The following is a 20,892-nucleotide window of genomic DNA, read 5'->3' as shown; positions in this document are numbered from 1 at the left end:
TCCGGGCCGGTGGGCGGCCGGTCGCCGGGGCGCGGGCGGCCTGACCGGGCCGCGATCGGCCGGAAAATCCGTTGCGCGGGCGGCGTAAGCTGTATAAGCCCTCTATGCGCCTTACCGGACCCCTCCGGGCCCCCGGTGGCGTGCACGGCTCATCCCGTTGTGTCCCGCTTTCCTCTTCGCCTGCCTTGGAGCGCCCGTGCTCGCCCCCTACCGCGCTATATTCGCCGCCCCCGGCACGCTGGCGTTCTCCATGGCGGGGCTCGTCGGACGGATGCCGTTGTCGATGCTGGGGATCGGCATCGTCACGATGATCAGCCAGGTCACCGGCAGGTACGGGCTGGCGGGCGGGCTGTCGGCGACGCTGGCGCTCTCCGCGGCGGTGCTCGGGCCGCAGGTGTCCCGGCTGGTGGACCGGTTCGGGCAGCGCCGGGTGCTGCGGCCGGCCGCGTTGGTCACCGTGGCCGCGGTGGCCGGGCTGCTGGTCGGCGTGGAGCTGCACGCGCCGGACTGGGCGTACTTCTGCTGCTCGGCGGTGGCCGGCGCGACCCCCAGCGTGGGCTCGATGGTGCGGGCGCGCTGGGCGGCCATCTACCGGGGTTCGCCGACGCTGCACACGGCGTACTCCTACGAGTCCGTGATGGACGAGGTCTGCTTCATCTTCGGGCCCATCCTGTCGATCGGGCTGAGCACGGCGTGGTTCCCGCAGGCCGGTCCGCTGCTGGCGGCGGTCTTCCTGGCGGTGGGCGTCCACTGGCTCACCGCGCAGCGCGCCACGGAGCCCGTCCCGCACCCGCGTTCCGACCACGGCGGCGGCTCCGCGCTGCGCTCGCCGGGGCTGCGGGTGCTGGTGGCCACCTTCACCGCCACCGGCGCGATCTTCGGCGCGGTCGACGTGGTCACCGTGGCCTTCGCCCAGGCCCAGGGCCACAAGGCGGCGGCCAGCCTGGTGCTCTCGGTCTACGCGCTGGGGTCGTGCGTGGCGGGCGCGGTCTTCGGGCTGCTGAGGCTGAGCGGCTCCCCGGCCCGCCGGTTCGTGGTGGGGGTGTGCGGGATGGCCGTGAGTATGATCCCCCTCCAACTGGTGGGGAACCTGCCCGCCCTGGCCGTGGCGTTGTTCGTCGCCGGGTTGTCGATAGCCCCGACGATGATCACCACCATGGGCCTGGTCGAGCGGCTGGTACCGCGGGCGAAGCTGACCGAGGGCATGACCTGGACGAGCACCGGGCTCGCGGTGGGCGTGGCGATCGGCTCGTCGGTGGCCGGATCGGTCGTGGACGCGTCCGGTGCGCGCGCCGGCTACGTGGTGCCGGCGGCGGCCGGGGCGCTGGCCGTGGCGGTGGCGTTCCTCGGGTACCGCCGGCTGCGGCCGGCGCCGGAGCGGGAGGGGCAGCGCCGCGATGAGCACGAGCACCACCGGAACGAAGACCACCAGCGGGACGGCCACGTGGCGTAACTGGGCCGGGAACGTCGGCGCGCGGCCGAGCAGGATCGTTTCCCCGAGGTCGGTGGACGAGCTGGCCGCCGCCGTCCGCGCCGCGGCCGAGGACGGGCTGCCGGTCAAGGCGGTCGGCACCGGGCACTCGTTCACCGCGGTCGCCGCCACCGACGGCGTCCTGATCCGCCCGGAGGGGATGGCGGCGGTGCGCTCGGTGGACGCCGCGGCGGGCACGGTCACCGTGGAGGCCGGGATGCCGCTGCACCGGCTCAACCGGATGCTGGACGCGGCCGGGCTGTCGCTGACCAACATGGGCGACATCATGGAGCAGACGGTGGCCGGCGCCGTCAGCACCGGCACCCACGGCACCGGCCGCGACTCCGCGTCGGTCGCCGCCCAGATCACCGCGCTCGAACTGGTGCTCGCCGACGGGTCGGTGCTCACCTGCTCCGCGCGGGAGAACCCCGAGGTCTTCTCCGCCGCCCGGATCGGACTCGGCGCGCTCGGTGTGATCAGCGCGGTGACCTTCGCGGTGGAGCCGTCGTTCCTCCTGTCCGCCCGGGAGGAGCCGATGACGTTCGACCGGGTCATCGCCGACTTCGATCAACTCGTGGCCGAGAACGAGCACTTCGAGTTCTACTGGTTTCCGCACACCGAGGGCTGCATCACCAAGCGGAACAACCGCAGCATGGGTCCGGCCGCCCCGCTGCCCGCCTTCCGCGGCTGGCTGGACGACGAGTTCCTCTCCAACGGCCTCTTCCAGGCGGTCTGTTCGCTCGGCAAGGCGGTCCCCGCGGCGGTGCCGGGGATGGCGCGGATATCCAGCCGGGCGCTCTCCGCCCGGAGCTACACCGACACCGCCTACAAGGTGTTCACCAGCCCGCGGCGGGTGCGCTTCGTGGAGATGGAGTACGCGGTGCCGCGGGCCGCCGCCACCACGGCGCTGCGCGAGCTGAAGGCGATGGTGGAGCGCTCGGCGCTGCGCGTGGCGTTCCCGGTGGAGGTGCGGGTGGCCCCGGCGGACGACATCGCGCTGTCGACGGCGTCCGGGCGGGAGTCGGCCTACATCGCGGTGCACATGTACCGCGGCACGCGCTACCAGGAGTACTTCACCGCGGTCGAGAAGATCATGACCGCCCACGAGGGCCGGCCGCACTGGGGCAAGCTGCACACCCGCGACGCGGGCGATCTGGCCCGGGTCTACCCGAGGTTCACCGAGTTCACCGCGGTGCGCGACCGGCTCGACCCGCAACGGCGGTTCGCCAACGGGTATCTGCGCCGGGTGCTGGGCGAGTGAGCGTCCAGGCGCCGGCGCGTGCTCCGGCGCCTGGACGCACGCCGCGCGCCCGGCGCATGAGCCAGGCGCGCGGGAGGTACGGAAGCGGGCGTGGCGGTCACTGGCCGGCGCCGGACGGCTGGGCCGCCGGAGGGGACGCCGCCTGGCCGGTGCCGCCGGCGCCTGGCCCGGCGTTGTCCTGACCGCCCTGGCCGGCGCCCTCGTCCCGGGTCGGGCCGGTGGAGGGGTGGCCGGAGGGCGACGGCGACGGGGAGTCGCCGCCGGTGCCGGGGGTCTGCCCGGTGCCGGGGCTGCGCGAGGCGCCGTCGCCGGTGCCGTCGCGGCCCGGGGCGGAGGAGGCACCGCCGGCCGGTGTGGTGGGGTGGCCGCCGCCGCTCGGCAGGTCGCCGGGCGAGGGCCGGTGGACCGGCGGGTGCGCGGGCTTGCCGCTGCCGCCGCCGAAGACGCGTCCGACGCTGGTGCCGCCGCCGGCGCCGTGGTGGAACCAGCCGTAGACCGGTCCGGTGAGCAGTTCGATACCGGTGATCACCAGCATGGCCAGCAGGAAGACGGCCCCCGCGGCGGCCAGCGAGCGCCGCCAGCCGCGCCACCGGGTGCCGTGCACGGTGCCCTCGCCGTAGCCCGAGTCGTACCAGGGCGTCCGCCCGTCGCCGTACGGCGCGTCGGAGGCGGTCAGGACGGTGCCGGGCTCCTCGGCGGCGGGCGCGGGACCGGTGGCCCCGGTCCGGCCGTCGTCGGCCCGCCCGCGGCGCTGCGGCCGGGTCAACACGGTGACCTCGCGCAACTGCTCGCCGGTTCGCCGGAACAGATGCTGGTAGATGACGCCGCCGGTGGTGGCGACGACGCTGACCACGGCGGCCCCGATGACGGTCCCGTAGACCCCGAGGAACGATGCGAGCACGGCCGCCGTCACCGCGGCGGCGGCGCTGCCGGCGACCTGTGTCAGGCTGAGGTCGATGCGCTTGTCGGTGGTTTTCGTTCGGGTTTCGCCCTTGTCATCCATCCCCGTCCCTTGGTTGGCGTTCCCTTCCATCTTGCACAAGGACGAGACAGATGACCGAAGGCGTCAGTTCCAGTTATGAAGATGGTGTGAATATCACCACTGTGAGTCGCACGTCTCCCGGCAACATCGGCGGCGCGGTGCTGCACTCCGATGGCCCGAATGGAGTACTGTGGCCAGCCCGTGCACCGGTTTCCCGTCCGGCTGCCCGGATCCTGCGGGAGGGGGCCCGAAGGTGCCGAGACCAGCCTGGCACCGTCGCCCAGGACCGGCGCTCGCAACGAGGAGTGACGAGGTTTGTCACGCATCGTTGCGAAAAGGTAACCGTGCCATAACGGCGGGTCGGGGAAGGCGCCCGACACGCCGGGCAACTCGGCAAGGTTGTGGCAGGCCGCAGATGGGCAGGCCACACTCGTTCTTCGGGAGCAGCGACGCACGTGACGTCGGCAGGCACCACCCGGGAGGTCCCCATGCCCGATCTGCGTGTCGTGGCCGTCAGCAACGACGGCACACGACTGGTGCTCAAAGCTGCGGACAACACGGAATACACCCTCCCCATCGATGAGCGTCTGCGCGCCGCCGTGCGCAACGACCGGGCCCGGCTGGGCCAGATCGAGATCGAGGTCGAGAGCCACCTGCGCCCCAGGGACATCCAGGCGCGGATACGAGCCGGTGCCTCCGCCGAGGAGGTCGCCCAGCTGGCCGGCATCCCGGTGGAGCGGGTGCGGCGGTTCGAGGGGCCGGTGCTCGCCGAACGCGCGTTCATGGCCGAGCGCGCCCGCAAGACCCCCGTGCGCCGGTCCGGCGAGAGCACCGGGCCGCAGTTGGGCGAGGCGGTCGCGGAACGGCTGCTGCTGCGCGGCGCCGAGAAGGACAGCACCCAGTGGGACTCCTGGCGGCGCGACGACGGCACCTGGGAGGTGCTGCTGGCCTACCGGGTGGCCGGGGAGACCCACTCGGCGTGCTGGACGTTCGACCCGCCGCGGCGGCTGGTGCAGGCGGTGGACGACGAGGCGCGCACGCTGATCGGCGAGACGGTGCCGGAGGCGCCGGAGCCGAGCTACCCGTTCGTGCCGCGGATCGCCCGGCTCCCCCGGGACCGGCCGCTGGACCGCGGGCTCGACCGCGCCCTGGACCGCCAGACCCCCCGCGACCCGGACCGCCAGGAGCAGCGCGCCGAGCGCGGCGAGGACGAACGGGACTCGCTGACCAGCCTGTTGGAGGCGGTGCCCAGCTTCCGGGGCGATCTGGTGGTGCCCTCGGTACCCTCCGGCGAACCGGCGGTGCCCTCCGCCGAGGAGGCCGAGGAGAGCGCCGCCGCGGTCGAGGAGCCGGCGCCCCCGGCCCCCGCCGCGAGCGCCGGTTCCGCCTACGCCGACGTGCTGATGCCGCGTTCGGTCGCCGGCCACCGCGACCGGCTGGTCGGCACCACCGACCGCCAGGCGGAGGCGGACGGCGTGCGCCCGGGACGCCGTGCCACGGTGCCCAGTTGGGACGAGATCGTCTTCGGCAGCCGCCGCAAGAAGCAGGACTGACGTGTGAGGAGGGCGCGTTCGGGCGGGCCCGGGCGCGCTCCGAGCGGCGCGAGCGCCCGCGCACCCCGATCCACCGTTGGCGCACGCCCGTTGGCACGGCGCGCGGACCGGGTCTCCGCGCGCCGTGACGGCCGTTCCTACGGCGTCGGACCGGTGGCCACCGGGCGGGACGGATCCCGGGTCCACTCGCTCCAGGAGCCGACGTAGAGGGCGGCGGGGACGCCGGCGATGTGCAGGGCGAGGAGTTCGTGGGCGGCCGAGACGCCGGAGCCGCAGTAGACGCCGACCTCGGGGGCCTTCGTGGCGCCGAGTTCGGCGAAGCGGGCGGTGAGGCGCTCGGCGGGCAGGAACGTGCCGTCGGGGGCGACGTTCTCGGTGGTGGGGGCGTTGACGGCGCCCGGGATGTGGCCGGCGACCGGGTCGATGGGCTCGGTCTCGCCGCGGTAGCGCTCGGCGGCGCGGGCGTCGATCAGCAGCCCGGTGCGGGCGAGTTCGGCGGCCTGGTCGGCGGTGAGCACCGGCAGCGCGCCCGGCCGGGGCGTGAAGTCGCCGTCGGCGGGCGGCAGGGCGCCGGTCTCCAACGGGCCGTCCCAGGCGGCGAATCCGCCGTCCAGCACGCGGACGTCGGGGTGGCCGGCCCAGCGCAGCATCCACCAGGCGCGGGCGGCGGCCCATCCCTGGCCGCCGTCGTAGACCACCACCGGGCGGCCGCCGTCGTAGACCCCGGCGCGGCGCATCGCCGTGGTGAACACCTCCAGCGGCGGCAGCGGATGGCGGCCCCCGGCCCCGGGCGGCCCGGCGAGTTCGGACTCCAGGTCCACGTAGCGGGCGCCGGGCAGGTGCCCGGCCTCGTACTGCGGACGGCCGGGCGGGCCGCCCATCCGGTAGCGCACGTCGAGCAGGACCGGCTCGCGGACGGCGGTGCCGGCCCGCAGGTCCGCCGCGGAGATGATGGCGTTCATGGGGTCATTGTCGCCTCCCGCGGTGTGCGACCGCGGACGCCACCGCCACGCCGGGCGGGCAACGCGGCGGAAACGGACGGGACATGAGGAACCGGGCATTCCTCCGCCGGGCCGTCACACCGTGTCGGCCCCCGGACACGGAACCGGCGCGGCCGGGGCGCGCGACGCGCCGCACAGTGCGAATATCGACCCCTGGCTCGTCCCCCGACCGTCGTCGCGCGAGGAGAGATTCCCCATGACCGAGGTACCCACCCGTCGACCGCAGGGCGCCCCCTGCTGGGTCAGCCTGATGGTGCGCAGCCTGCCGGTGACCCAGGAGTTCTACAGCGGCCTGTTCGGCTGGGAGTTCCAGCCGGGGCCACGCCATTTCGGCCCGTACGTACGGGCGACGCTGGACGGCCGGATGGTGGCGGGGATCGGCGAGGCCCCCAGAGGCCGCCGTCTGCCGATCGCCTGGACCACCTATCTGTCCTCGCCGGACGCCGACGCCACCGCCGAGCTGATCCGGGTGTGCGGCGGCACGGTGGCGGTCGGGCCGCTGGACGCGGACGACGAGGCGGGGCGGATGGTGATCGCCGCCGACCCCTCCGGCGCCGTCTTCGGCGTCTGGCAGCCGGGCCTCCACCCCGGCCTCCAGGTCTCCGGCGAACCCGGCAGCCTGGCCTGGAGCGAACTGGTCACCCGGGAGGCCGGGGCGGTCGCCAAGTTCTACACGGCGGTCTTCGGCTACGAGTCGGAGGCGACCGGCGGCGCCACGGCCGCCGACCATCTGACGCTGCGGCTGAACGGGCGGCGGGTCGCCGGCGTCCACGGCGTGGGCCGAGCGCTCCCGGCCGACCGGGGCGCGCACTGGATGACGTACTTCGCGGTGGCCGACCCGGACGCCGCCGCGGCCCGCGTGGTGGAACTGGGCGGCCGGGTGCTCGACGAGCCGGCGGACCGCGCCTTCGGCAGGCAGGCCACCGTGGCCGACGTCGAGGGGGCGGTCTTCACGGTGATCCGCCCGACGGCGGCGGGGTGAGGCGGCGGCCTCAGGCGTCGGGCACCGGCTCCATGGCCCGGGCCGCCGGGGTGTCCACCGGCAGCACGTCGGGGGAGAGCGCGGCGGCCCGGGCGGTGGCGGCGGTCATGCGCCGGGTGTGGTGGCGGCGGCAGAGCACCTCGTAACCCACCTCGCCGGCCGACCCGTTGACGTCCCCGACGACCACCTGGGCGCCCTCGACGACCATCCGTCCGTCCACCGTGCGGGCGTTGTGCGTGGCGCGGGCGCCGCACCAGCACAACGCCTCGACCTGGAGCACCTCGATGCGGTCGGCGAGTTCCACCAGCCGCGCGGAGCCGGGGAAGAGCCGGGTGCGGAAGTCGGTGGTGATGCCGAAGGCGTACACGTCCAGGCCGAGGTCGTCGACGACCCGGGCGAGCTGGTCGACCTGTTCGGGGGTGAAGAACTGGGCCTCGTCGGCGATGACGTAGTCCACCCGCCCGCCGCCGGAGAGGTGGTCGACCACGTGGACGTAGAAGTCGAGGTCGTCACCGGCCTCGACGGCCTTGGTGGACAGCCCCAGGCGGGAGGAGAGGACCCCGGTGCCGGCCCGGTCGTTGCGGGTGAAGATCATGCCGTGCAGGCCGCGGGCCGAGCGGTTGTGCTCGATCTGGAGGGCGAGGGTGCTCTTGCCGCAGTCCATCGTTCCGCAGAAGTAGACCAGCTCGGACATGGTGGGGCCGGGGGCCTTTCGACACAGGGGGCATGGGGCGGGCGGGGACGGGCCGTCGGCGCCGCGTCAGGTACGGACTTCCAGCAGCGGGACGAGCTGCTCGGCCGGGTGGAGCGAGCCGTGCAGGCCGACCATCGAGGACTCCCCCGGCTCGTTGTGCGAGGCGGTGACCGCGATGTCGTCGGTGGCGGCCACCGCGACGACGTCGCCGATCCGGCCGTGGACCCGTTCGTCGACGTACGGGCCGAACCAGCCGGCGGCGATGGCCTCGTCCCGGCCGGCCACCCACATCCGGTCCCCCAGCACCTCGCGCCAGACGGCGAGCACGTCGGCGGCGGCGCCCGGCACCGCGTAGACGTGCCGGGCCCGGGCCTCCCCGCCGAGCAGGGCGACCCCCGCCCGCAGCTCCCAGTCCTCGTCGAAGTCGATCCGGTCCTCCGCCGCCACGTCGACCATGCCGTGGTCGGCGGTGATGTAGAGCGCGGAGCGCGGCGGCAGTTGTTCGGCGAGGCGCTGGGCGAGGCGGTCGACGGTCATCAACTGGCCGCGCCAGGCGTCGGAGTCGACCCCGTACCGGTGGCCCATGCCGTCGAGTTCGCTGTAGTAGGTGTAGACCAGGCTGCGGTCGGCGGCGGCCAGCCGCTCGGCCGCGAGGTCCATCCGCTCCTCACCGGTGAGCCGCCCCAGGAACGTTCCTCCGGAGAGGGCGACCCTGGTGAGCGGGGTGTGCTCGAAGGTGGGCGAGGAGACCTGGCAGGACTCGATCCCGGCGGCCTGGGCGAGTTCGAAGACGGTGGGGTACGGCTGCCACAGGTGCGGGTCGGTGTACGGCTGCCAGCGCAGCTGGTTCATCAGCCGCCGTTCGCCGGGGACGGCCACCGAGTATCCGGCGAGCCCGTGCGCGCCGGAGGGCAGCCCGGTGCCGACCGAGGCCAGCGAGGTGGCGGTGGTGGCCGGGAAGCCGGCGGTGAGCGGTTCTCCGCTGCCGCCCAGCGAGGTGGCCAGCAGCGAGGTGAGGAACGGCGCCTCGTCGGGGTGGGCGCGCAGCAGCTCCCAGCCCATGCCGTCGACCAGGAAGACGCAGTTGCGGTCGGCGCCGGGCAGCTCCAGGCCGGTGGCGGCGACGCCGGGCACCGCGTGCGGGGCGGTGAGCGCGGGCAGCAGGTCGGCGAGGGAGGCGGTGCCGTAGCGGGGGGCGGGCGCGGTACGCGGGTCGAGCGGCTCGGGTTCGGGGCCGGGCCGCGGGGTGACGAGCGGATGTGCCATCAGCGCTGGGCCGCGGCGGTGGTGGCTTCGGAGAGCGCCTGGGCGAAGGCGAGCGTCTGGCGTACCGCGTCCGGGCCGTCGCCCGCCTCGCTGACCCGCAGCGACAGGTCGTCGGCGGTGGAGGAGCCGGTGAAGCCGTGGTCGGCGTCGCAGTTGGGGTCGCCGCAGGCCGCGGGCTCCAGGTCGATCCGGCTCACCGCGCCCCAGCCGATGGTGAGCACCACCTCGCGGGGCAGCGTGCCCGGGGTGTACGACTCGGGGTTGGCCACCACGCGGCTGAGCACCACCGAGGAGATCCGGTCGATCTTGACGGATTCGGTGGAGGTGGTGGCGTAGGGGGTCGGCGAGGTGTCGTCGGCGCCCTGTTCGTCGGTGTGGCTGACCAGGAAGCGGGTCGGGGTGAGGACGAGGACGGTGACGTGGCGCCGCACCTCGTTGGCGTCGAACGTGGTCTCCTGGTTGACCAGGTAGGCCACCACGGACTCGCCGCCGACCGCCGACTCCACGGCCTCCGCGACGAGAGCGGGGTAGTAACCGCTGCGCTCGATGGCCGCACGCAGGCCCTGGGTGGTCGTACCGGTCTTCGCCATGGGCACCATCTTATGTCGGCCCGAGGGCGTCGAACGCCTCGCTGCGGGGACCGGCTCCCGCCGCCCGCCCGGCCCGCGCCACCGGCCGGGGGTCACAGCGCGGACAGGGCGCGCGGGCCGAGATCGGTACGGGCCGGCGGGCGGGCGAGGTGGACGGTGGCGCCCAGCACGCTCAGGCCCCGGCCGGCCACCACCACCGGCTCCAGGGCGACCGAGACCACCTCGGGCAGGTCGTCCACGAGCCGGGAGACCCGCAGCAGCAGCTCCTCCAGGGCGCCGGTGTCGGCGGGCTCGGCGCCGCGCCAGCCGAACAGCAGCGGGGCCGCCTTGATCGACCGGACCAGTTCGGCGGCGTCCCGGTCGGTGGCCGGCACCAGCCGGTGCCCGAGGTCGCCGAGGAGTTCGGAGGCGGCGCCGGCCAGGCCGAACGACAGGACGGCGCCGACCGCCGGGTCGACCACCGCCCGTACCACGGTGTCCACGCCGCGCGGCGCCATCCGCTGGACCACCGGCAGCACCTCGGCGGGGCGGCCGATGCGGTCGGTCATCTCCTGGTAGGCGCGGCGCAGCCCGGCCTCGCCGGTGATGTCGAGGCGGACCCCGCCGAGGTCGGCACGGTGCCGCAGATGGGGCGCGGTGGCCTTGAGGGCGACCGGGTAGCCCAGCCGGCGGGCGGCGTCGGCCGCGGCGTCGGCGTCGGGCGCGGGCAGGGTGGGCAGCACGGGGATGCCGTAGCGGGCGAGCAGGGTGCGGCCGGTGGTGTCGTCGAGGGTGAGCGCGTGGGCGGCCCCGGGCGGCAGGGCGCCGGGCTGGGTGGCGGCGTCCAGGACCTGCTCCACCTGGGCGCGGGCCGCCGCCTCGTCGATGCCGTCCAGTTCGGGTACCCGGCCGGGCACCGCAGACTCGGCGCGCCGGCGGGCGTAGCGGGCGGCTTCGGCGAGCGCGTGGACGGCCCGTTCCGCGGAGGGGTAGGCGGGGATGCGCACCACCTGGTCGCCGGGGGCGGCCGGGGGGTCGCCGAGGCGGGCGGCGAGACCGCCGAGGGCGAGGTGGACCACGACGACGGGCTTGCCGGCGCCGCCGCGGGCGGCCTCCAACAGGGCGTCGGCGAGCGGCGGGTCGTCGCCGGAGTCGGGATGGCGGGCGTCGATGGCACCGACCCGGGGGATGGCGGTGACCACGACGGCGTCGGTGCCGGTGTCGGCGAGGGCGTCGCGCAGCGCGGCGCGGAAGTCCTCCGGGGCGGCGGCGGTGGTCAGGTCGCGCGGCGGGCCGGGGCGCAGCCCGGCGGTGAGGCAGACGTCGTAGGCGAGCAGGCCGAGCGATTCGGAGTTGCCGAGGATGGCCACGCGCGGGCCGGCCGGCAGCGGCTGGTGGGCCAGGAGCAGCCCGGTGTCGAGGAGTTCGGTGACGGTCTCCACCCGGATGATGCCGGCCTGGCGCAGCAGCGCGGAGACGGTGGCGTCGGGCAGCCGGGTGGCGGGCACGGTGTGGCCGGGCGGCAGGCTGCCGGAGTGGCGGGCGCCCTTGACCACGACGACCGGCTTGGCGGCGGCGGTGCGCCGGGCGAGGCGGGTGAACTTCCGCGGGTTGCCGATGGTCTCCAGGTACATCAGCGCCACGTCGGTGGCCGGGTCGTCGTGCCAGAACTGGAGCAGGTCGTTGCCGGAGACGTCGGCGCGGTTGCCGGCCGAGACGAAGGTGGAGATGGCGCCGAGTCCGGCGCCGCGCCGGTGCAGTCCGCTCAGCAGCGCCAGCCCGATGGCCGCGGACTGGGTGAACAGGCCGAGCCGTCCGGTCGCCGGCTGCTGCGGGGCGAGCGAGGCGTTGAGGCGGACCTCGGGGGCGGTGTTGAGGATGCCGAAGGCGTTGGGTCCGATCACCCGCATCCCGTAGGAGCGGGCCTGGCGGACGAGTTCGCGCTGGCGGGCGCGGCCGTGCGGCCCGGACTCGGCGTAGCCGCTGGCGATCACCAGCAGCCCCTGGACGCCGTGGGCCCCGCAGTCGGCGACCGCCTCGGGGACCGCCTCGGCCGGCACCGCCAGCACCGCGAGGTCGACCGGCTCGCCGATGTCGGCCACCCGGCGGTAGGCGGGGACGCCCTCGGGCTCCAGGACGCCGGGCACCGCCGGGAAGTTGCGGTTGACGGCGTGGACGTGGCCGGTGAATCCGGCGGCGAGCAGGTTGCGCAGGACGGTGCGGCCGACGCCGCCCTCGGCGCGGCCGGTGCCGACCACGGCGACCGAGCGGGGGGCCAGCAGCCGCTGGACGGAACGGGCCTCGGCGCGCTGTTCCCGGGCGCGCATGACGGCCACCGACGCCTCGGTGGGCTCCAGGTCGAGTTCGAGGCGGACGACACCGTCGGTGAAGCTGCGCTGCGCGGTGTAGCCGGCGTCGGTGAAGACCTTGATCATCTTGCGGTTGGCGGGGAGCACCTCGGCGTCGAAGCGCCGGATGCCGTTCTCCCGGGCGACCGCGGCGATGTGTTCCAGCAGCGCGGAGGCGACGCCGCGCCCCTGGTGGGCGTCCTGGACCAGGAAGGCGACCTCGGCCACCCCGTCGTCGAGCCGGTCGTAGCGGACGGTGGCGATGAACTCACCGCCCACGGTGGCGGCGAGCCCCACCCGGTCCACGTAGTCGTGGTGGGTGAAGCGGTGCACGTCCCGGTCGGAGAGCCGGGGGTAGGGGGCGAAGAAGCGGTAGTACTTCGACTCGTCGGAGACCTGCTCGTAGAAGCTGACCAGGCGCTCGGCGTCGTCCGGGGTGATGGGGCGCACATGGGCGATGCCGCCGTCGCGCAGCACCACGTCGGCCTCCCAGTGGACCGGGTACGCGGCCGTGGGCGTGGACTCCATGGCGTAAGGGTAGGCCGCCGCCGGGGCGGACGCCCCCGGGCCTGTTCGGGTGTGCCGCGGGGCCGGGCGGGGAAGGGCACCGGAACACCCCGCGACCGTGCTTACACTGGTCTAGACAACCAGAACCACCAGAAGGGTTGAACCATGGCTGAGCGCCGCGTCACCGTCGGCTGGGCCGAGGGCCTGCACGCCCGTCCCGCGTCGATCTTCGTCCGCGCCGCGACCGCCGCCGGCGTCCCGGTGACGATCGCCAAGCCCGGCGGCTCCCCGGTCAACGCCGCCTCGATGCTGGCCGTGCTCAGCCTGGGCGCACAGGGCGGCGAGGAGATCGTGCTCGCCTCCGACGCCGAGGGCGCGGAGTCGGCCCTGGACCGGCTGGCCCAGCTGGTCTCCGAGGGCCGCGACGAGCTTCCCGAGACCGTCTGACCCCTTCCGCCGGGTACGGCGGCCCACGGCGGTGTTCCCCCGGTCCCGCACCGGGGGAACACCGCCGTCCGCCTTTCCGGGAACGTCCCGGAGGACGGCCCGCCTTTTCCGTAGGGCCCGGAAAAGGCGGCCACAATTCCGTGCGGCGGTATTGTGCGGCACCCTTGTTAATTCCGGTCGCGCGCCGTGTTCACGGAATGTTTCGGCTCGGGGCGTTCTCCGGCGGGGTGCGGGAACGGCGGCGCAGCCGGTAGAGCGCGTTGGAGCGCTCCACGTGCAGCGCGGCGAGCCGGCGGGCCCGTTCGGCGTCGCCGCGGACCACCGCGTCGGTGAGGGCGCCGTGTTCGTCCCAGCAGGCGGCGGCGCGGCCGGCCGGCTCGACCGCGTACATCCAGCAGATCTTCTGCCGCAGCTGGGTCAGGAGCGCGGCCAGGCTCGGGCTGCCGGACGCCTGGGCCAGCGTCTCGTGGAACCAGGCGTCCAGCGCCGGGAGTTCGGGCAGATGGCCCTGGCGGACGCGGTCCCGGCCGAGCCTTACCAGGCCGCGCAGGACGCGCAGTTGGGCCTCGGTGCGGCGGCTCGCGGCGCGGGCGGCCCCCAGCGGTTCCAGCAGCGCGCGGATCTCCAGCAGGTCGCGGGCCTCCTGTTCGGTGGGCTCGGCCACCGAGGCGCCGATGTGCCGCCGGCTGCGGACGAACCCCTCGGACTCCAGCGCCCGCAGCGCCTCGCGCACCGGCACCCGGGAGACCCCGTACCGCTTGGCCAGCAGCTCCTCGGTCAGCCGGCCGCCCGGGGCGAAGTGGCCGCTGACGATGTCGGCGCGGATGGCGGCGCACACGGTGCGGCCGAAGTCCCGCCGCGCGGTGGGGCGTCGCGCCGGCGGCACCGTACCGGCCAAGTCCCGCGGGCCGCGCGCCCGCTCGCCGTTCACTTCGCGTCCCGCATCGCCGGTTTCCCCTTTCCCGTTGTGCCGTGACTCTATTCGAGAACGGCCGGGATTTTCCCGGCGCCGGGGAATTCGACGGAAACGCACCCCGGAGTTCCGGACGGAATCGGCGGGGAAACGGGCGCGGCCCCGGCCCCGTCGGAACGGGGACCGGGGCCGCGCGGGCCGGGCCGGGCGGCGGGGCGTCAGCCCTTGACCACCGTGACCGGACCGATGCCCAGTTCGGCGACGGGGCCCTCGATGGCGGCGGCGTCCCCGACCAGGACCACCACCAGGCGGTCCGGCGGGAAGGCGCGCACCACGGCGGCGGTGGCCTCGACCGTGCCGGTGGCCGCCAGCCGCTCGTACAGCCGGGCCTGGTAGTCGTCGGGCAGGTGCTGCTCGACCTGCTCGGCGAAGGTGGCGGCGACGGCGGCGGCGGTCTCGTACTTCAGCGGGGCGACGCCCACCAGGTTCTGCACCGCGACGTCGCGTTCCTCGTCGGTGAGGCCCTCCTCGGCCAGGGTGCGCAGCACCTGCCAGGTGTCGGCGAGCGCGGGGCCGGTGACGTCGGTGGCCACCGAGCCGCTGATGGCCAGCAGCGAGGCGCCGGTGCCGTCCGGGGCGGAGCGCAGCACCTGGCCGAAGGAGCGCACCCCGTAGGTGTACCCCTTCTCCTCGCGCAGCACCCGGTCGAGCCGGGAGGTCAGCGTGCCGCCCAGGCAGTAGGTGCCGAGCACCTGGGCGGGCCAGACCGGGTCGTGCCGGTCGGTGCCGGTGCGGCCGATGAGCAGCTGGGTCTGGACCGCGCCGGGCCGGTCGACCACGACCACCCGGGCGGCGTCGTCGGCGGTGACCGGCGGCACCGGGCGGGGGGCCACGGTGTCCCCGGTCCAGGCGCCGAGGGTGCGGCCGAGCAGCGCGTCGAGGTCGACCCCGGTCAGGTCGCCGACCACGACGGCGGTGGCGGTGGCCGGACGGACATGGGCCGTGTAGAAGTCCCGTACCGCCGCCCGGTCGATGCGGGCGACCGTGGCCTCGGTGCCCTGCCGGGGGCGGGACATCCGCGAGTCGGCCGGGAAGAGCTCGGCGGAGAGCGCCATGGCGGCGCGCCGGGCGGGGTTGGCCAGCTCGTGCGGGATCTCGTCCAGCCGGTTCTTCACCAGCCGCTCGATCTCGTCCTCCGGGAAGGCCGGCACCCGCAGCGCGTCGGCGAGCAGCCCGAGGGCGCGCTCCAGCCGGGAGACCGGCACCTCCAGGGAGAGCCGCACCCCGGGGTGGTCGGCGTGCGCGTCCAGGGTGGCGCCGCACCGCTCCAGCTCGGCGGCGAACTGCTCGGCGCTGAGGGTGTCGGTGCCCTCGGAGAACGCCCGGGCCATGATGGTGGCCACCCCGTCCAGCCCGGCGGGCTCGGCCTCCAGCGGCGCGACGAGGCTCACCTCGACCGCGATCACCTGCTGGCCGGGGCGATGGCAGCGCAGCACGGTGAGCCCGTTGGGCAGCGTGCCGCGTTCGGGCGCGGGGAACGCCCACGGCCGGGCCGGGCCGCCGGCCGGCTTGGGGTGGAACGTCATGGTGGGGGCCGTGGTGCCGGTCATCAGCTCTCCTCGCCCTGGGCCGGGCCGTCTTCTTCGGTGCCGCCGGTCGGCTCGTAGACCAGCACGGCGCGGTTGTCCGGGCGCAGCCGGGCGGCGGCCACCTCGCGGACCTCCTCCGCGGTGACCTCCAGCACCCGCCGCACCGCGGTGAGGGCGAGCTGCGGGTCGCCGAAGAGGACGGCGTACCGGCACAGCTCGTCGGCGCGGCCCCCCACGGTGGCCAGCCGGTCGAGCCACTCGCGCTCCAACTGGGCCTGGGCGCGCTCCATTTCCTCGGTGGTGGGGCCCTCCTCGGCGAGCCGGGCCAGCTCCTCGTCGACCGCCGCCTCGATGTCGGCGACCTCGGCGCCGCTGGACGCCTTGACGTCCAGCCAGCCCAGCGAGGGCGCCCCGGCCAGCCGCAGCATGCCGAAGCCGGCGCCGACCGCGGTGCGGTCCCGGCGGACCAGGCGGTTGTGGAGCCGGGAGGACTCGCCGCCGCCGAGGACGGTGAGCGCCAGGTCGGCGGCGTCGGCGGCCCGGGTGCCGTCCTGCGGCAGCCGGTAGGCGGCCATCAGCGCGCGGGACGGGACGTCCTCGTGGACCACCTCGCGCTTCTGCTCGCCCATGGTGCCCGGCAGCGCGCCCTCGCGCGGGGCGGGCTTGCCGTCGTGCGCGGGGATGGTGCCGAAGTACTTCTCCACCCAGGCCAGCGTCTGCTGCGGGTCGATGTCGCCGACGACCGCGAGGACCGCGTTGTTGGGGGCGTAGTAGGTGCGGAAGAACTCCTGGGCGTCCTCCAGCGAGGCGGCGTCCAGGTCGGCCATGGAGCCGATCGGGGTGTGGTGGTAGGGGTGGCCCTCGGGGTAGGCCATGGCGGTCAGCCGCTCGAAGGCGGTGCCGTAGGGCACGTTGTCGTACCGCTGGCGGCGCTCGTTCTTGACCACGTCGCGCTGGTTGTCCAGGCTCTCCTGGTCCAGCGCGGACAGCAGGCTGCCCATCCGGTCGGCCTCCAGCCACAGGGCGAGTTCGACCTGGTGGGCCGGCATGGTCTCGAAGTAGTTGGTGCGCTCGAAGCTCGTGGTGCCGTTGAGCGAACCGCCGGCGCCCTGCACCATCTCGAAGTGACCGTTGCCGGGCACCTGGGCGGAGCCCTGGAACATCAAGTGCTCGAAGAGGTGGGCGAGTCCGGTGCGGCCGGCGACCTCGTGTCGCGAGCCGACGTCGTACCAGAGGCAGACCGCGGCGACCGGGGTTTGGTGGTCCTCGGAGAGCACCACACGCAGGCCGTTGGCCAGGCGGTGCTCGGTCGCTGTCAGGCCGCCGGATCGTGCCTCCGGCGTGGCCGTGTGACCCATGGGCAAGCTGTCCTTCCGGTCGCTACGTCGTGTGGTGCCACTCTAGGCAAGCGCATGGACACCACGCGAAGTTCCCGTCACCCGTGCGTGCCCGAGGGCCCGTGTGGCGGGGCGTCCACGGCCCTCGGGCCCGCCGCCGCACCGGGTGGTGGTCGGCGCTGTCCGTGGTGCGGTCCACAATGGACCGCGTCAGACATCCGTTCCGGTCCCGCCCAAGGAGCAGCCGCGCGATGGCCCGCCGCAGCACGAAGACCCCGCCTGAGGACGATTTCGAGGAGCGCATCCTCGACATCGACGTCGTCGACGAGATGCAGCGCTCCTACTTGGAGTACGCCTACTCCGTCATCTATTCCCGCGCGCTGCCGGACGCCCGCGACGGACTCAAGCCCGTCCAGCGCCGGATCATCTACCAGATGAACGAGATGGGCCTGCGCCCGGACCGCGGGTACGTCAAGTGCGCCCGCGTCGTCGGCGAGGTGATGGGCAAGCTGCATCCGCACGGTGACGCGTCCATCTACGACGCGCTGGTGCGCATGGCGCAGGACTTCTCGCAACGCGTCCCGCTCGTCGACGGCCACGGCAACTTCGGTTCGCTCGGCAACGACGACCCGCCGGCCGCGATGCGGTACACCGAGGCCCGGATGGCCCCGACGGCCAACCTGATGACCGACTCGATCGACGAGGACACCGTCGACTTCGCCCCCAACTACGACGGCCAGGAGCAGGAGCCGGTCACCCTGCCCGCGGCCTTCCCCAACCTGCTGGTCAACGGGGCCTCGGGGATCGCGGTCGGCATGGCCACCAACATGCCGCCGCACAACCTCACCGAGGTCGTCGCCGCCGCCCGCCACCTCATCAAGCACCCGGGTGCCGACCTCGACACGCTGATGCGTTTCATCCCCGGCCCCGACCTGCCCACCGGCGGGCGCATCGTCGGCCTGTCCGGCATCCGCGACGCGTACGAGACGGGCCGCGGCACCTTCAAGATCCGGGCCACCGCCACCATCGAGACGGTCACCGCGCGCCGCAAGGGCATCGTCGTCACCGAACTGCCCTTCAACGTCGGCCCCGAGAAGGTCGTCGCCAAGATCAAGGACCTGGTCGGCGCCAAGAAGCTCCAGGGCATCGCCGACGTCAAGGACCTCACCGACCGCGAGCACGGGCTGCGGCTGGTGATCGAGGTGAAGAACGGCTTCAACCCCGAGGCCGTGCTGGAGCAGCTGTACAAGCTGACCCCGATGGAGGAGTCCTTCGGCATCAACAACGTGGCGCTGGTCGACGGCCAGCCGCTCACGCTGGGGCTCAAGGAGCTGCTGGAGGTCTACGTCGACCACCGCTTCGACGTGGTGCGGCGGCGCAGCGAGTTCCGCCGCGGCAAGCGCAGCGACCGGCTCCACCTGGTGGAGGGGCTGCTGGTCGCGCTGGTCGACATCGACGAGGTGATCCGGCTCATCCGCTCCAGTGAGAACTCGGCGCAGGCCAAGGAGCGGCTGATGGCGCACTTCTCGCTGTCGGAGGCGCAGACCCAGTACATCCTGGACACCCCGCTGCGGCGGCTCACCAAGTTCGACCGGCTGGAGCTGGAGTCCGAACGCGACCGGCTCACCGCGGAGATCGCCGAGCTGACCAAGGTGCTGGAGTCCGACGCCGAGCTGCGCAAGCTGGTCTCGGGCGAACTGGCCGCGGTCGCCAAGAAGTACGGCACCGACCGGCGCACGGTGCTGCTGGAGTCGGCCGGGGCGCCGGTGGCCGCGGTGCCGCTGGAGATCTCCGACGACCCGTGCCGGGTGCTGCTCTCCTCCACCGGGCTGCTGGCCCGCACCGAGCGGGACGAGGAGTTCCAGCCCGCCGGCGGCAAGCGCGGCAAGCACGATGTGATCGTCTCCGCGGTGCCGGCCACCACGCGGGGTGACGTGGGGGTGGTCACCTCGGCAGGCCGGCTGCTGCGGGTGTCGGTGGTGGATCTGCCGGTGCTGCCGGAGAAGGCGGCGCCCACGCTGTCGGGGGGCGCGCCGGTCACCGAGTTCGTGTCGCTGGCCGAGGGCGAGCGGGTGCTGTGCCTGTCCACGCTGGACGAGTCGTCGCCGGGGCTGGCGCTCGGCACCGAACAGGGCGTGGTCAAGCGGGTGGTCCCGGACTTCCCCGGGAACAAGGACGAGTTCGAGGTGATCACGCTCAAGGAGGGCGACCGGCTGGTCGGCGCCACCGAGTTGCGTACCGGCGAGGAGGATCTGGTCTTCGTCACCGACGACGCGCAGTTGCTGCGGTATCCGGCCGGGCAGGTCCGGCCGCAGGGGCGTCCGGCGGGCGGCATGGCCGGGATCAAGCTGGGCGCGGGGGCGAAGGTGATCTCGTTCACCGCGGTGGATCCGGGTTCGGACGCGGTGGTGCTGACGGTGGCGCGGGCCGAGGGCACGCTGGACGGTACGACGCAGTCGTCCGCCAAGCTCACCCCGTTCGACCAGTATCCGCGCAAGGGCCGGGCCACCGGCGGGGTGCGCTGCCAGCGGTTCCTGCGCGGTGAGGACGGCCTGGCGTTCGCCTGGGCCGGCCCCGCCCCGGCCCGTGCCTGCGCCGCCGACGGCTCCCCCGCCGACCTCCCCGACCCCGATCCCCGCCGGGACGGCTCGGGCGTCGCCCTCCGCAAGCCGATCACCGCGGTGGCCGGCCCGGCGTGACCGCCGGCGCCCCGGGCGTGCCACGGGGTGCGTCGGCCTGAGCGCGGCGTGCCGGACCACCCGCGCACGGGCGGGGTCCGCCGCGGCGCGGCTCCGGCCTGGCCGGTCACCCGGGGCCCGGGGGCGGTTGCGCCTGGGCCGCGGCCGGCCCGGGTAGGCCCCGGTACGCGGGGCGGCGTCCGCACACGGCGCGCCGCCCCCGCCAGGGCACCCCACCCGGGCCGGACCACCCGGGCGTCGGCGGGATCCGCGGCCACGCCGGACACCGGGCCCGAGGGGATGGCGGGAATGGGGCTCAGGGGGGCGTGAAGGGCGGGTTAGGCTCCCCTTTGTGACTACCTGCGCAACCGTTTCCTGGGAGTTGGCCGAGCCGCCCGCCGCCACGGCGGCGGTGGCGCGTACGTGGGTACTGGTGGAACAGCCGGGGCCGTGGGGGGCGAAGGCGCTGACCGGGAGCCGGCTCGATCCGGAGGTGGGGCGCGCGCTGGAGTCGGCGGCGGGCGGGACGGGGGTGCGGACGGCGTTGGTCCGGCGGCCGGGGCGGGAGTCCGGGGCGGACCGGGCGCCGGGCTCGCGCCGGGTCGTCGTGGCGCACACCGCGCCCGGGCGCGGCTGGATCCGCGAGGCCGTCGTCGACGACCCGCGCGACCTGCTGGAGCTGGACCTCGCACGGCTCGGCGCCGGACACCACGACGGCTTCGGCACCCCGCACCACGGCGCCCCGCTCGCGCTGGTGTGCACCAACGGCCGGCGCGACCGCTGCTGCGCCCTGCTGGGCAGGCCGCTCGCCGCCGGACTCGCCGGCACCGGGCTCGGCGACGTCTGGGAGGTCACCCACCTCGGCGGCCACCGCTTCGCGCCCACCATGCTCGTGCTGCCGTACGGCTACGCCTACGCCCGGCTCGCCGTCGCCGACGCGGAACGCATCCTGCGCGCGGCGCGGGACGGCCGCATGGTGCACCGGCACTGCCGGGGCCGTTCGACCTGGGAGCGGCCGGGCCAGGCCGCCGAGCTGGCGGTACGCGGGCTCACCGGCGAGGCGGACGCCGAGGCGCTGACCGCCGGGCCGCCGATGCCGGCCGACGACGGCGGCTGGACGGTGGACGTGCTCCACCGCGACGGCCGCCGCTGGTCGGTACGGGTGGCCCGGGAGGTCTCCGCGCCGCCGCGTCCGGAGAGCTGCGGGAAGGCCCCGGGCACCCCGGAGCGGATGACGGTGACCTCGGTGCGGGGGCAACCCCCGTCCCTCCCCCGGGAGTTTCCCGTTCCCTGA

At 74.8% G+C, this 20,892-nt stretch carries 16 protein-coding genes; 7 read left to right on the top strand and 9 right to left on the bottom strand.

Annotation, left to right across the window (positions count from 1 at the left end):
- The first annotated feature begins 196 nt into the window (after nucleotides 1–196).
- Together SCATT_RS21875 and SCATT_RS21870 are read left to right on the top strand one after the other, a co-directional pair.
- Nucleotides 197–1,453, top strand: a complete 1,257-nt coding sequence (locus tag SCATT_RS21875) for an MFS transporter (RefSeq protein WP_014145332.1) — start codon at nucleotides 197–199, stop codon at nucleotides 1,451–1,453.
- Nucleotides 1,398–2,732, top strand: a complete 1,335-nt coding sequence (locus SCATT_RS21870; protein ID WP_014145331.1) for a D-arabinono-1,4-lactone oxidase — start codon at nucleotides 1,398–1,400, stop codon at nucleotides 2,730–2,732. The genes SCATT_RS21875 and SCATT_RS21870 overlap by 56 nt, the downstream gene beginning before the upstream one ends.
- A 97-nt stretch (nucleotides 2,733–2,829) precedes the next feature.
- Here the strand turns inward: SCATT_RS21870 and SCATT_RS21865 are convergent, their stop codons facing one another.
- A complete protein-coding gene (locus tag SCATT_RS21865; protein ID WP_014145330.1) occupies nucleotides 2,830–3,735 on the bottom strand; it encodes a hypothetical protein in 906 nt (301 codons plus the stop codon).
- Nucleotides 3,736–4,169: 434 nt separating this feature from the next.
- Between SCATT_RS21865 and sepH the strand changes: the two genes are divergently transcribed.
- A complete protein-coding gene (sepH, locus tag SCATT_RS21860; protein ID WP_014628494.1) occupies nucleotides 4,170–5,267 on the top strand; it encodes a septation protein SepH in 1,098 nt (365 codons plus the stop codon).
- 137 nt (nucleotides 5,268–5,404) lie between these two features.
- Here the strand turns inward: sepH and SCATT_RS21855 are convergent, their stop codons facing one another.
- Nucleotides 5,405–6,229 carry a sulfurtransferase gene (locus tag SCATT_RS21855; protein ID WP_014145328.1) on the bottom strand — a complete coding sequence of 275 codons (825 nt, stop codon included), beginning with the start codon at nucleotides 6,227–6,229 and terminating at the stop codon, nucleotides 5,405–5,407.
- Between the two features lie 235 nt (nucleotides 6,230–6,464).
- Between SCATT_RS21855 and SCATT_RS21850 the strand changes: the two genes are divergently transcribed.
- A complete protein-coding gene (locus SCATT_RS21850; RefSeq protein ID WP_014145327.1) occupies nucleotides 6,465–7,250 on the top strand; it encodes a VOC family protein in 786 nt (261 codons plus the stop codon).
- Between the two features lie 10 nt (nucleotides 7,251–7,260).
- Here the strand turns inward: SCATT_RS21850 and SCATT_RS21845 are convergent, their stop codons facing one another.
- The 4 genes from SCATT_RS21845 to SCATT_RS21830 form a co-directional block, all read right to left on the bottom strand.
- On the bottom strand, nucleotides 7,261–7,944 hold the full coding sequence (locus SCATT_RS21845) for a thymidine kinase (RefSeq protein WP_014145326.1): 684 nt from the start codon (nucleotides 7,942–7,944) through the stop codon (nucleotides 7,261–7,263).
- Between the two features lie 66 nt (nucleotides 7,945–8,010).
- Entirely contained in the window at nucleotides 8,011–9,210 is a 1,200-nt protein-coding gene (locus SCATT_RS21840; protein WP_014145325.1) for an alkaline phosphatase family protein, read from the bottom strand.
- Nucleotides 9,210–9,800: a DUF5998 family protein gene (locus SCATT_RS21835; RefSeq protein ID WP_014145324.1), complete on the bottom strand. Its 591-nt coding sequence runs from the start codon at nucleotides 9,798–9,800 to the stop codon at nucleotides 9,210–9,212. Before SCATT_RS21835 ends, SCATT_RS21840 begins: the two co-directional genes overlap by 1 nt.
- A gap of 92 nt (nucleotides 9,801–9,892) precedes the next feature.
- Nucleotides 9,893–12,655 carry a bifunctional acetate--CoA ligase family protein/GNAT family N-acetyltransferase gene (locus tag SCATT_RS21830; protein ID WP_014145323.1) on the bottom strand — a complete coding sequence of 921 codons (2,763 nt, stop codon included), beginning with the start codon at nucleotides 12,653–12,655 and terminating at the stop codon, nucleotides 9,893–9,895.
- 144 nt (nucleotides 12,656–12,799) lie between these two features.
- Between SCATT_RS21830 and SCATT_RS21825 the strand changes: the two genes are divergently transcribed.
- Nucleotides 12,800–13,081, top strand: a complete 282-nt coding sequence (locus tag SCATT_RS21825) for an HPr family phosphocarrier protein (protein ID WP_014145322.1) — start codon at nucleotides 12,800–12,802, stop codon at nucleotides 13,079–13,081.
- A 190-nt stretch (nucleotides 13,082–13,271) separates the two neighbouring features.
- Here SCATT_RS21825 and SCATT_RS21820 read toward each other — a convergent pair whose 3' ends face one another.
- The 3 genes from SCATT_RS21820 to SCATT_RS21810 all read right to left on the bottom strand — a co-directional run bounded on the left by SCATT_RS21820 (nucleotide 13,272) and on the right by SCATT_RS21810 (nucleotide 16,941).
- Nucleotides 13,272–13,919 (bottom strand): GntR family transcriptional regulator, encoded by a 648-nt coding sequence (locus tag SCATT_RS21820; RefSeq protein WP_407696653.1) that lies wholly within the window; start codon nucleotides 13,917–13,919, stop codon nucleotides 13,272–13,274.
- Between the two features lie 293 nt (nucleotides 13,920–14,212).
- Nucleotides 14,213–15,604, bottom strand: a complete 1,392-nt coding sequence (locus SCATT_RS21815; protein ID WP_014145320.1) for a M16 family metallopeptidase — start codon at nucleotides 15,602–15,604, stop codon at nucleotides 14,213–14,215.
- Entirely contained in the window at nucleotides 15,604–16,941 is a 1,338-nt protein-coding gene (locus tag SCATT_RS21810; RefSeq protein ID WP_014145319.1) for a M16 family metallopeptidase, read from the bottom strand. Before SCATT_RS21810 ends, SCATT_RS21815 begins: the two co-directional genes overlap by 1 nt.
- Nucleotides 16,942–17,171: 230 nt before the next feature.
- Between SCATT_RS21810 and SCATT_RS21805 the strand changes: the two genes are divergently transcribed.
- On the top strand, nucleotides 17,172–19,619 hold the full coding sequence (locus SCATT_RS21805) for a DNA gyrase/topoisomerase IV subunit A (RefSeq protein ID WP_014145317.1): 2,448 nt from the start codon (nucleotides 17,172–17,174) through the stop codon (nucleotides 19,617–19,619).
- A 331-nt stretch (nucleotides 19,620–19,950) separates the two neighbouring features.
- On the top strand, nucleotides 19,951–20,892 hold the full coding sequence (locus SCATT_RS21800) for a sucrase ferredoxin (RefSeq protein ID WP_014145316.1): 942 nt from the start codon (nucleotides 19,951–19,953) through the stop codon (nucleotides 20,890–20,892).

Source organism: Streptantibioticus cattleyicolor NRRL 8057 = DSM 46488 (assembly GCF_000240165.1).
Classification (GTDB): domain Bacteria; phylum Actinomycetota; class Actinomycetes; order Streptomycetales; family Streptomycetaceae; genus Streptantibioticus; species Streptantibioticus cattleyicolor.
The sequence above is the reverse complement of the archived record's forward strand: the minus strand, read 5'-3'. Positions and strand labels throughout refer to the sequence as shown.